This window comes from Hymenobacter psoromatis (genome assembly GCA_001596155.1).
Classification (GTDB): Bacteria; Bacteroidota; Bacteroidia; order Cytophagales; family Hymenobacteraceae; genus Hymenobacter.
Genome location: CP014771.1, coordinates 882,412 through 894,535, shown reverse-complemented (window position 1 = coordinate 894,535; position 12,124 = coordinate 882,412). Strand labels below are relative to the sequence as shown.

The 12,124-nt window shown below is 59.9% G+C and carries 8 protein-coding genes; 3 read left to right on the top strand and 5 right to left on the bottom strand.

Annotation, left to right across the window (positions count from 1 at the left end; genetic code table 11):
- Positions 1–706 precede the first annotated feature (706 nt).
- On the bottom strand, positions 707–2,545 hold the full coding sequence (locus tag A0257_03825) for a glycoside hydrolase (protein ID AMR26310.1): 1,839 nt from the start codon (positions 2,543–2,545) through the stop codon (positions 707–709).
- A gap of 144 nt (positions 2,546–2,689) precedes the next feature.
- Between A0257_03825 and A0257_03820 the strand changes: the two genes are divergently transcribed.
- The gene (locus A0257_03820; GenBank protein ID AMR26309.1) at positions 2,690–3,859 is read left to right on the top strand and encodes a hypothetical protein; all 1,170 of its coding nucleotides are present in this window, start codon (positions 2,690–2,692) and stop codon (positions 3,857–3,859) included.
- Between the two features lie 4 nt (positions 3,860–3,863).
- Here the strand turns inward: A0257_03820 and A0257_03815 are convergent, their stop codons facing one another.
- Positions 3,864–4,304: a hypothetical protein gene (locus A0257_03815; GenBank protein ID AMR26308.1), complete on the bottom strand. Its 441-nt coding sequence runs from the start codon at positions 4,302–4,304 to the stop codon at positions 3,864–3,866.
- A 239-nt stretch (positions 4,305–4,543) separates the two neighbouring features.
- On the opposite strand from A0257_03815, the gene A0257_03810 reads away from it, so the two are divergent.
- Together A0257_03810 and A0257_03805 are read left to right on the top strand one after the other, a co-directional pair.
- Complete coding sequence (locus A0257_03810) at positions 4,544–6,007, top strand: carboxypeptidase (protein ID AMR26307.1); 1,464 nt, start codon at positions 4,544–4,546, stop codon at positions 6,005–6,007.
- A gap of 33 nt (positions 6,008–6,040) precedes the next feature.
- Positions 6,041–6,532, top strand: coding sequence for a hypothetical protein (locus A0257_03805; GenBank protein ID AMR26306.1), 492 nt, complete (start codon positions 6,041–6,043; stop codon positions 6,530–6,532).
- Between the two features lie 76 nt (positions 6,533–6,608).
- Here A0257_03805 and A0257_03800 read toward each other — a convergent pair whose 3' ends face one another.
- The 3 genes from A0257_03800 to A0257_03790 form a co-directional block, all read right to left on the bottom strand.
- The gene (locus tag A0257_03800) at positions 6,609–7,394 is read right to left on the bottom strand and encodes an oxidoreductase (GenBank protein AMR26305.1); all 786 of its coding nucleotides are present in this window, start codon (positions 7,392–7,394) and stop codon (positions 6,609–6,611) included.
- Between the two features lie 113 nt (positions 7,395–7,507).
- Positions 7,508–8,890: a hypothetical protein gene (locus tag A0257_03795; GenBank protein ID AMR26304.1), complete on the bottom strand. Its 1,383-nt coding sequence runs from the start codon at positions 8,888–8,890 to the stop codon at positions 7,508–7,510.
- 969 nt (positions 8,891–9,859) lie between these two features.
- Positions 9,860–12,097, bottom strand: coding sequence for a methylmalonyl-CoA mutase (locus A0257_03790; GenBank protein AMR26303.1), 2,238 nt, complete (start codon positions 12,095–12,097; stop codon positions 9,860–9,862).
- Positions 12,098–12,124: the final 27 nt, after the last annotated feature.

Genomic DNA, 12,124 nt, shown 5'->3' with positions numbered 1-12,124 from the left:
GTAGGGGTTTCGGGGGCCCTTGGTCTGTTAGCTTATTGCTGTCTCGATAGGTTGGGGCAATGTTTACAGAATTCTGTAAACATTGCTTAGATTTGTTCGTAGATTTCACAAAACAGAGGCCGCACCTCGCGGCACGGCCTCTGCAACCTACTTAATTCAATGGGCGGCGGCCGTCACGGCACTGCCACCCATTAGAAACCACAGGAGCCATTTAGCTAGCTCCGGTGGCATTCGGAGTCTGACTTTGAAATCAAACTCCGGTTTCGCACGTTCTTTTTTCATTGCCGGAAAGAAGTTAGGTGCTGAATCACCTGCTTCTCGAAGCCCGACTGTCCCCACAGTCGGGCTTCACCTTTTCAGGGATAGCCGTGTGGTGAGGTGAAGTAACCGTGCGATATGTCAAAAGTACATAGTCTGTTAAGAAAAATAAGGCAGTTTTCTATAATGCTAATGAAGGTAGCAAAAATTTTAAAGTAACTCTTTATGTTTTATGATATAAAAAATTGCTGAAGAATGAGTTAGATACTACAAGGAAATTAAATAAATTTTCCTTATCTATAATAATCAGGCATGTTTTTTCGGTTTTTGTTAGTTGTTTGCCAACCAACGATTTATTGGAAAAAGACGAACTCGTAAAAAGCGACGACTTTAGGTCATTGCTTTTTACGAGTTCGTCTTAAAGATTCCTTGTTAAAATCTTCTACCCCTATTGCCCCGGCTCCGAGTGCAGCAGGCCGGCCGGCACCTCCAATTCGCCCGAGTGGAAGCCGATGAGGCCGTTGCGCTCGTCCTCGATGTTGGTGGCCTGGGTATAGACGTCGCCGGCGATGGGGCGGGCGCGCAGCTCGCGCTTGAAATCGCAGATGCTGTTGGTGCGGGCCTCGGCATCCTGCGGGCCGCCGTAGTCGGAGAAGCCGAAGCCGCCCCACTCGCTCACCAGCAGCGGGCGCTGGCCGCGGTAGAAATAAGGGTCGCCGACGACCAGCGGGAAGGCGGCCGTTCCCTGTAGCTCGCCGTGAATGAGGCGGTCGAGCAGCTCGCGCCAGCGGCCCAGGTCGGGGGTGTAGAGGTGGGCCGTGAGCAGGTCGCTCTTCAGCTGGCCCTGGTAGGAAATGTGGTGCCAGCCGTCGTTGTCAATCACCAGAAACTGCGGGTGCGCCAGCTGCATAAAGTTGTACATCTGCACGATGTAGCGTTGGGTAGCCGGGTTGGTGGCAATGTCCTGGGCGCCCCAGTCCTCGTTATAGAGGCTCCAGATGATGATGCTGGGGTGGGTTTCCATCAGGCTGAGCATGCGCAGCAGCTCGGCGCGGTGGTTTTCGCGGCTGCGGGGCGTGCTGCTGTGCGGGCTGGGCACTTCTACCCACAGCAGCAGGCCCAGCTCGTCGGCCAGGTTGTAGATGCGCGGGTCGATGCCGGCAATGTGCACCCGCACCAGGTTGCAGCCCAGCTTTTTCATGGCGTGCATGTGGCGGCGCATCTCAGCGTAGGTGGCCGTGCCGGGCTGGTAGAGAATACCGTCGAGGTAAATCGGCTCGTTGTTGAGATACACCTTGCGGCCGCGCGCCTCGATTTTGCGCAGTCCGAAGCGGGCCTCAATCTGAGCCGCGTAGCCGGTGTTGTCAATCAGCTGGGCCACCAGGCGGTAGCGGTGGGGATGTTCGGGGCACCAGACTTCGGCCCCCGGCACCTCCAGGCTCAGGCGCTGCTCGTGCTGGCCCTCGGCCAGGGTAAGGGGAAAGTCGGAGGTGGCCAGCGGCGGCGCGGTGCCGGTCGCGCCATCGGTCCCGAATACCTGCAGGCGCACCTGGTAGTCGCCCGCGTCGTGGATGCGCAGCGTCAGGTTGAAGCGCACCAGGCAGTCCTCAATCGTGCTCACTACCCCCACCCGCGAGCGCAGGCGGTTGCGCTCCACCGTTTCGAGCCACACCGAGCGCACGGCCCCCGACTGCGTCTGGTACCAGATGCCACCACGCTTGTACACGCGCGATTCCTGCTTGCCGCGGGTCGTTTCGGCATCCATCGTGTCGGCGATGCGCACGGTGAGGCGGTTGGTGGCGCGCAGGTGCTCCTCGGGCAGCTCGTAGGTGAAGGACGTGTACTCGCCGTAATGCACGGCCTCGCCCTCGATGGTGGTCAGCAGATGGCCGTTGAGCCACACCCGCGTTTCGTAGCCGCAGGCCCCAAAGGTGAGCTGAAAAAGCGTTCGGCTCTTGTTTTCCGCGACTTCGGGCAGCGTAAACGCGCGCTCGTACCAGGCCACTATCTTGTCTTGCCAAGCCGTGGAGCCGCCGGTGTGAGCCGCCGCCATGTGGGCCTCAATTGAGCCGGGCCACTGCGCGGTGTGGTGGTAGTCGTAGCCCTGCTCCCATTCTTCGGTCAGGCCAATATCGTCGAGGTCGATGGCGAAGCGCCAGGTGCCGTCGAGCAAGAAGTGGTGGCCCGGCCGCAGCACGGCGCGGGGCAGCTCGTTGTCGGCTTCTTGGGCCAGCTCGGCTTCGGGGGTTGCCGAAAGGCCGAAGTTGGCGGGGGTGAATTCTTCCATTGCGTTAGGATAACGGTTGGCGAAGGTTAATAAGGTGCCAACCAGGATAAAAGTTAGAAAAAATACGTGCGATAAGTAAGTTTACTAAACGTAGCGCGGGCCAAACTTACTGCCAAAAAACGGGCGGCGGCCTACCTTTGTCCGGTGCTGCCTGTTACAAATTTCCTGCCTGAATACGACGTGGCCATCGTGGGGGCGGGGCCGGCGGGCACGGCCTGCGCGCTGGCCCTGCGGGGCAGCGGCTTGCGGGTAGTCTTGCTCGATAAAGCGGTTTTTCCGCGTGATAAAATCTGTGGCGATGCCATTCCCGGCCACGCCCTCAAGGCGTTGCGCCAGCTCGACCCCATTTACACCGAGGCGCTGTGGCAGCTGCAGCCGCGCGACGATGTGCGCCGCAGCCGCCTCGTAGCGCCCGGCGGCGGCAGTTTCTACCTGCACTGGAAGCTGCCCACTTTCAACAGTCCCCGGCTCGACTTCGATGCCGCGCTGCTGGCCCTGGTGCGGCAGCACACCACCACCGAAATTCGGGAAAACGCCGCCCTGAAAAATGTGGAAATAACGCCCGATTGCGCCCACCTGCGGCTGGCCGACGGCTCTGAAATCACGGCCCATCTCGTTATCGGCTGCGACGGCGCGCAGTCGGTGGTGGGCCGCCGGCTGCTGCCCGAGGCGCGCCTGGCCCGCGCTCACCACTGCGCCGGCGTGCGCGCCTACTTCGAAAACGTGGGGGGTAGCGAAAGCGGCACCACCGAGTTTTTCTTTAGCCGCAGCCACCTGGCGGGCTATTTGTGGCTGTTTCCGGTGGGGGCGGGGCGCTACAACGTGGGCCTGGGCATGTTGTCAGAATTGGTTTCCAAGCACAAGATTGACCTGCGTCAATTGCTGCTCGACAACCTCGCTACCCACCCCGCGCTGGCCGGCCGCTTTGCCGGTGCGCGGCAGCTGGGGCCGGTGCGCGGCTTTGGGCTGCCCATCGGGGGCGGGCGGCAGCGGCCGGCCAGCGGGGCGCGCTTTCTGCTGTGCGGCGACGCGGCCTCGCTCATCGACCCCTTGCAGGGCCACGGCATCGACCTGGCCATTCGCAGCGGCATTCTGGCGGCGGAGCAGGCAAAGCAATGCGTGGCAAGCCAGGACTTTAGCGCCGAGCAAATGCAGCGTTATGATGCGGCCCTGCACCAGCAGCTGGGGCCGCAGCTGGCGCGCAGCTACCGCCTCATGCGCCTGCTGGGCACCCGCCCGTGGCTCCTGAACCTGGGCACCCGCCTGGCCCGCCTGCCCGGCCTGGGCCGCTGGGCGCGGCGGCTGGTGGGGTAGGGAGCTAGTGGCCGGCAACGCCGGTGAGCTGGGTGGCGGCCCAGCACTGGTGCAGCCAATCCTCCGCTTCGGCTACCTGGTCGAATACCTGCAAATTAAAAAAGCACGCGGCTGAATAGCGCGGTGTTTCTGTAATGACGTCGTGCAGCGTATCAGCCTGCACCACGTGGGCTACGTAGCGCAGGCCCAGAATTGCGGCCTGCGGCACCCAAACCCGCGTTAGCCAGTCCAGGCTGTCAAACCAGGGTCCGCACAGGGCGGTATTATCGTTGAGTAGCAAGGGGCAGCGAAAACCAGCTAGTTTATCGAGGTAATTCTGGGCGCCTCGCAAAGCTTCCTCCGGGTCGATAAAGCCGCGCCAGGTGGCGCGCATCCAATGCGCTTCTTCGTCGAGCGTAAGCGTGCAGCGGCTGCCGTCACGGTCTGGTAACGAGCTAATTAGCATTGGGCAAAGGTATGAAGTAAAATTAGCTTATTTAAAAAAATTTTAGTAAGGCAAAGGAGACGAAAACTTCCCGCTTATTAACTGCGGGTTAGTACTATTCTGACGTCAGTATTTGTACTGAATTAGCAGGCCAATCCTATGTAGGGTGGGTAGCCGGAGCAGGGGATAGGGGCGCAAAAGTAACCAGTCGCGTAAACTTAGGGCGGCTGACGGCGAATGTCGCGGCCAGGCTCTTCCTCATGTGTCTGATTTTTCGCCTCTTTCTGCTGCTGCTGCTGGGCCTCGCCGCCGTGCTGCTGGCCAATACTTTCCGCCTGCCCAACCATCAGCTGGCCGCGGTGCCCGCCGCCCCGGCCCTACCCCTCGTGCCCGACTCGATGACGGCGCACCTGGCGGGCGCGCTGCGCATTCACACCGTGTCGCGCACCGTGTACGCCGAAACGGATTCCCTACCCTTCGACCAGCTCGCGGCGTATTTGGAGCGCACGTTTCCGCTCGTGCAACAGCGGCTTAAATTACAGACCGTCAATCACTACGGCCTGCTCTACGAGTGGGCCGGCACCGATGCCTCGCTGAAGCCGCTGCTGCTGCTGGCTCACCAGGATGTGGTGCCCGTGCTGCCCGGCACCGAGGCGCAGTGGGCGCGGCCGCCCTTCGCGGGGCAGCAGGCGGGCGGCTACCTCTACGGTCGCGGCGCGCTCGATGACAAGCTCAACCTCGTGGGCCAGCTCGAAGCCGTGGAGGCGCTGCTGCGCGCCGGCTACCAGCCCCGGCGCACGGTGCTATTGGCCTTTGGGCACGATGAGGAAACGCAGGGCCGACGCGGGGCCACCGCCCTGGCCGCCCTCATCCAGCAACGCTACCCCCGCCTGGAAATGATGCTCGATGAAGGCGGCCTGGTGAAAGCCGACGGGGTAGCGGGCCTCGCGCAGCCCGTGGCGCTAGTGGGCGTGAGCGAAAAAGGCTACCTCAGCCTGGAGCTGACGGCCACCGGGGCGGGTGGCCACTCGTCCATGCCGCCGGCCCTGACCAGCGTGGGCCGGGTGGCCGCCGCCGTGGCCCGGCTGGAAGCGCAGCCGTTTCTGGCCCGCCTCGACGGCGGCGTGAGCGGCCTGCTGGCCTACCTGGCTCCGGCCGTGCCATTCAGTAAGCGGCTGGTTTTTGCCAATCAGTGGCTATTTGGCAGTCTGATTAGGAAGTCGCTGGCTGCTACCCCCTCCGGCAACGCCGCCCTGCGCACCACCACCGCGCCCACCATCATCCGCGGCGGCGACAAGGACAACGTGCTGCCGGCCCGCGCCACGGCCACCGTCAATTTCCGGCTGCTGCCCGGCGACTCGGTCGGCGCGGTGGTGCGGCGGGTCCGGGAAATCATCAACGACCCACAAATTCAGTTGAAAATGCTCGGCGAGGGCCGCGACGCCTCGCCCGTGTCGGGCACCGATAACGCGGCGTTCGCGGCGTTGCACCGCACCATTAAAAGCATATTTCCCACGGCGCTGGTGGCTCCCTACGTGGTGGTCGGGGCTACCGATGCCCGCGCCTACGCCGCCCTCTGCCCGCAGGCCACCTACCGCTTCATGCCGGTGCTGATGGACCAGGCCGCCATCGAAAGCCTGCACGGCACGAACGAGCGCCTGAGCCCGGCCGCGTATTTGACTTTAATTCGGTTTTACGCCGCCCTGATTCGCAACGTAGGGTAGGCTTCTTTTCGTAGTAAGGCCCAAAAAAACGTCATGCCCCAATCCCTAGAATTACTCCACGAGGCCGCCCGGCGCGGCGACGTGCCCGCCATCCGGCAGCTACTGCAAGACCCGCAGCTAGCCCTCAACGGCCAGAACGGCAAGGGCTACACCGCCCTCATCCTGGCCACCTACGACGACCACCTCGACGCCGCCCGCGCCCTGCTCGACGCCGGGGCCGACCCCAACGTGCAGGATGCCAGCGGCAATTCGGCCCTGATGGGCGTCAGCTTCAAGGGCTACCCCACCATCGCCCGCCTGCTCATCGAGCGCGGCGCGGCCCTCAATCTTACCAACGGCAACGGCGGCACGGCCCTCATGTTCGCCACGCTCTTCGGCCGCAACGAGCTGGTAAAGCTGCTTTTAGAAGCCGGTGCCGATGCCTCCCTGCGCGATATGCGAGGCCTCACCGCCCTGCACCTCGCCGGCCAGCAAGGCAATGAAGAAGCCTGGACGCTGCTTGGTGGCGGGGAAGATGATGAGTAATGAGTAGTAGGTAATGGGTAATGCCGTTTGGCTATAAGAACGACATTACCCATTACCTACTACTCATCACTCATTCTTAAATGTGCCGCACCACGCCGCCATCGGCGCGCACCGATGCGCCGTTGGTAGCCGCTGCCAGCGGGCTGCACAGATAAACCACCGTGTTGGCAATCTCGGCGGGCGTGATGAAGCGTTGCAACAGGGACGAGGGGCGCACGTCGCGGAAAAACGCCTCTTCAGCTTCCGCGGGGCTTTTATCGCCGCTCATTTTTTGCAAAAAGTCCGCTACCCCCTCCGAAGCCGTGGGGCCGGGCAGCACCGAGTTGACGGTGACGGCGGTGCCCCTCGTCAGCTCGGCCAGGCCGCGGGCCACGGCCAGCTGCGCCGTTTTGGTGGTGCCGTAGTGCAGCATCTCGGCCGGAATCTGCAAAGCTGACTCGCTGGAAATGAAGATAATGCGGCCCCAGTTCTGCTTCAGCATCAGCGGGAAATACTGCCGCGCCAGCCGCACCCCGCTCAGCACGTTCACCTCAAAAAAGCGCAGCCAGTCGGCATCCGGGATTTCAACAAACGGCTTAGGCTCAAAAATGCCCACGTTGTTGACCAGAATATCCACCGTCGGCACTTCCCGCAGCAGGTTATCCACTTCATCCACCTTCCCAAAATCGACGGCCACGCCCCGCACCGCCGCCCCCGGCGTTGCCTGAAGAATAGCCGCCCTGGCCGCATCCAGCCGCGCCTGCGTGCGCCCGTTGATGATAACGGCCGCGCCTTCGGCCGCCAGCCGCTGCGCGATAGCCAGGCCAATGCCCGCCGTGGAGCCGGTGACAAGCGCAGTTTTGTTCGTGAGTTCGAGGTCCATGCGGGGGGGTAGGGGGTTGGTTCGGCTGTAAACGGGTGGGGTAGGGATTTTGATTAATTGAAAAGGTCCGCCGGGTTGGGCGGGCCTGATTGTTAGGCGGGTGGCGTATCGGCCTAGGCTAGCTTGGCGGCGATGAAGTCATAGACTTTGTTAGCGAGTTGCAGGTTGATTTCGTGAATTTGGGCGTGGTCGTATTCGATAAGATAAGGTGAGGCGAAAAGTTGTAGACTATCATCAAAACCATAGTATTCTTTTGAGCCAGTCATAAGCAAAGAATAAGAAATATAAAATTCTCTTCTATTAAAACGGAAGCGTATCCCCAATGTGAGGTCAATTAATGCGCTTTCTTTTTTAAAAACATCCCATACAATATAGAACGCAAGGTTATTAAGAATATTGCCTGAGTTTAAACGTGGTTCAAGAAGATTCCGAATACCTTTAGATGAAGGGGACATACTTGACCCAACAACATCATAAGAATCAGTTTCAGAAGCAGATAGTCTAAATATTTTGCTTTCAAAAGCAAAGTCGAATTTTCCCGTTTGAACCATTAAATCGTCAAACCAATGCAATAAGAAAGAATGAGCGAATTTGGCTTGTGTAGTCTCATTCCATATCCGACGAGGATGCTCACTATAGCCTTCCACTTCAATTTTCAGCAGCGCCAGCTTCTTATCTAAATCACTCGGCTCCTCAATAGATTCGCCCCGCGCCGCCCGAATCATCAGCCGCAACGAATCCTCGACGTTCTCTGCAATAAAACTTAAAAACGGCTCAAACTCGTCCGCATCGGCTGCGGCGAGCGCGGCCAGGTAGCGGTTGCGGTCGGCGGCTTTGATGACCGTCATGGGGTAGCCGTGGCGCAGCAGAATCAGGTTCATCAGCAGGCGCGCCATGCGGCCGTTGCCATCGTCAAACGGGTGGATACGCACGAAGCGGTAGTGAAACTCGGCGGCCAGCGCCACGGGGGGCAGCGCGGGGGTAGGCTCCTGCTGCCGATACCAGTCCACGAGGTCGGTCATGCGGGCCGGCGTTTCTTCCGGGCTGGCGAAGTAAAACATCTCGCCGGTGGTGGTGAGCACGTTATTGGGGCTGCTTTTGTAGCGGCCGGGCTGAATGAGCTTGCGCGTGGGTTGGCCATCCGGCGTTTGGGCCGGCACCTCATACGCCTCGCCCAGCAGCACCTGGTGCATCTCGCGGATGAAGTGCTCGGTGAGGGGCCGCTCGGCCCGCACGAAATCTTCCAGCGCGTGTACCGCCTCGTTGTGGCCCTTGATGTCGAGGTGGTCGCGCATGGGCTTGCCGGCCGCCGTGAGGCCGTGCAACAGCAGCGAGCGGGTTTCGCCCAGCGTCAGCGAGTTGCCCTCAATGGCGTTGGAGTTGTAATTCCATTCCAGCCGAAACTTTTGCAGCACCCGCGCCTCCTGCTCAGGCGCGAGCGGGCGCAGGGCATCGAGGTCAGCGCGCAGGCGGTCGAGGTTGGCGAAGAGGGACATAAGAATTTATGGCATTTCTTGGTGACGTTGTACCAGATATAAAATCACAGCAGCAGTAAGGTTAATACAATAGTGCATTGAAGCCTCATCCACAATTCTAATTTCTGCTCCCTTACCATGTCCACCTAATTTGTTGCGAAGGGTAGGAATACCGCTTTCTAACGTGTTGCGAACACCACTTAAGAAATTTACAGAGTATGTAGGAACAAGACCATTGTCTAAGGCTACTTTGATAAGCGGCTGAGCAGTGTCATTTTGGTTAAATTTCCAACCTCTTATTGTTGCAATAATTTTGATTGTACTTTCAACTGCTTTTAGGCAATCTGTTAAAGCCTCTTCATACTCCGAAATCCCCTTCTTATAATGTTCAAATGCGCTCATAAACTCTTGTTGAGCATTTTCAAAGCCTACTTGATAGAGTAGTATTAAAGCAGGCTGAATAGCTTGTTCATAGGTAAATTCAGTAGGCACTTTAATTATTTCTTTCTCTTGATAGCGGTAGCCTACACCGTGCTCTTGTAGACGGGTATTAATATCCGCCAAAGCCTGCTGTGGGCTGTAGCTAGAGCCCAAGCCTAGTTCGGGATTTATACATGCCTCAATGCTCAGGCACGCTGCATGTATAACATCTAATTCGTATTGTATGTCATCAAGATTTTTAAAATACTGACATACCTTATACCATGACATTAACCGCCTAAGTGGTTCTGAGTAAAGTGTTTCAAGACCGTGCTCGCGTCTCAGAGTGCTTGCTATTTCGTCCCAAAACTGAGTGCCTATATCTTCTTTACTACCCCACCTATCACTTAATTTATCGAAGAAGTCCTGCAAAATATAATTTATTTGTATTTTCAGCTTTTCAGGTAATGGTCCATAGTTAATAACTGCCTGCTGGGAATTATTATTTTTGGAATAAAGGTCAACTATGCCAGACATCGTGAAGGATTTTTAAAGTTAAAAATATATAAACTATTCCCCCAACTTCCCCAAAATCTCCAGTGCGGCCTTGGCTATCACCGTGCCCGGCCCATAAATACCAGCCACGCCCGCGTTATATAATTGCTGGTAATCCTGGGGCGGGATAACGCCGCCGGCGATGACCAGAATATCGGGGCGACCCTCGTTCGCCAGCTCTTTGATTAACTGGGGCAGCAGGGTGTTGTGGCCGGCGGCGAGGCTGCTCACGCCCACCACGTGCACGTCGTTGTCCACGGCCTGGCGGGCTACCTCGGCGGGGGTTTGGAAGAGGGGGGCCAGGTCTACGTCGAAGCCCACGTCGGCGAAGCTGGTGGCGATGATTTTCGCGCCCCGGTCGTGGCCGTCCTGGCCCATTTTGGCCACCAGCATTCGGGGGCGGCGGCCGTGGGCGGCGGCAAAGGCTTCGGCCGCCCGGCGGGCCTGCGCGAAGTCGGCGTTGTCGCTCATGCCCTGTTGATAAATGCCCTGCACGGTGCGGCTGGTGGCCTGGTGCCGGCCCCAGGCCGCTTCGAGCGCATCCGAGATTTCGCCGAGGGTAGCGCGGGCGCGGGCGGCGGTCACGGCTAGGGCGAGGAGGTTTTGGGGGTCGCCCTCCGCGCTTACCTCACCCCCTAGCCCCCTCTCCCGTGGAGAGGGGGGACTAGCTTCTAGCTCTAAATTAGGACTAGAACTAGTCCCCCCCTCTCCACGGGAGAGGGGGGCTAGGGGGGTGAGGTCCGCCCGCGCCGCTTGCGTAATCGCCGCCAGCGCCGCCTGTACGGCCGCATTATCACGGTCGGCGCGCACTTGCTTCAACCGCGCCACCTGCGATTCTCTAACCGCATCATTATCAATCTGTAATACTTCCAGCGGGGCCTCGCCCTCGGGAGCCAAGAACTTATTTACGCCCACAATCACCTCCTGGCCGGTATCAATGCTCGACTGCTTACGGGCGGCGGCTTCCTCGATGCGCAGCTTGGGCAGGCCGGTTTCGATGGCGGCGGCCATGCCGCCGAGGGCCTCCACCTCCTCCATGAGCGCCCAGGCCTGGTTGGCGAGGTCGGCGGTGAGGCTTTCCACGTAGTACGAGCCGCCCCAGGGGTCCACTACGCTGGTGATGTCGGTTTCGTGCTGCAAGTACAGCTGCGTGTTGCGGGCGATGCGGGCCGAGAAATCGGTGGGGAGGGCCAGGGCCTCGTCCAGGGCGTTGGTGTGCAGGCTTTGGGTGCCGCCGAGCGCGGCGGCCAGCGCCTCCACGGTGGTGCGGGCCACGTTGTTGAACGGGTCCTGGGCCGTGAGCGAGTAGCCCGACGTCTGGCAGTGCGTGCGCAGCATCAAGCTCTTGGCGCTCTGCGGGTTGAATTGCTGAATGAGCTTGGCCCACAGCAGGCGGCCGGCGCGCAGCTTAGCAATTTCCAGAAAATGATTCATCCCAATGCCCCAGAAAAACGACAGCCGGGGTGCGAAATCGTCAATCTTCAGCCCCGCCGCCAGGCCGGCGCGCACGTACTGCAAGCCGTCGGCCAGGGTGTAGGCCAGCTCGATATCGGCGGTGGCCCCGGCCTCGTGCATGTGGTAGCCCGAGATGCTGATGCTGTTGAACTTCGGCATAAACTCGGCCGAGTAGGCGAAGATGTCGGCGATGAGCCGCATACTCGGCGCGGGCGGGTAGATGTAGGTATTGCGCACCATGAATTCCTTCAGAATATCGTTCTGAATGGTGCCTGTGAGCTTTTCCGGCCCTACCCCCTGCTCCTCGGCCGCCACGATATAAAAGGCCAGAATGGGCAGCACCGCCCCGTTCATGGTCATGCTCACCGACATCTCGCCCAGCGGAATCTGGTCGAAGAGAATCTTCATATCCTCCACCGTGTCAATGGCCACGCCGGCCTTGCCCACGTCGCCTACCACGCGGGGGTGGTCCGAGTCGTAGCCCCGGTGCGTGGCTAGGTCGAAGGCCACGCTCAGGCCCTTCTGCCCGGCGGCCAGGTTGCGCCGGTAAAAAGCGTTCGACTCCTCGGCCGTCGAAAAGCCCGCGTACTGCCGCACGGTCCAGGGCGAGCGCACGTACATGCTGGCGTAAGGCCCTCGTAGATAAGGCGCTATGCCCGCCCCGAAGCCCAGGTGTGGCAGCTGCGCCACGTCGGCGGCCGTGTACACGGCCGGCCCGGCCGCGGGGTAGTCGGCCGGCTTAGGGGGGGTAGGGAGCGCGGCCGCGTCGTAGGGGATAGTGGAGAAATTGGGACGCATAGCTTATTTCTGAAATGATTTGAATAA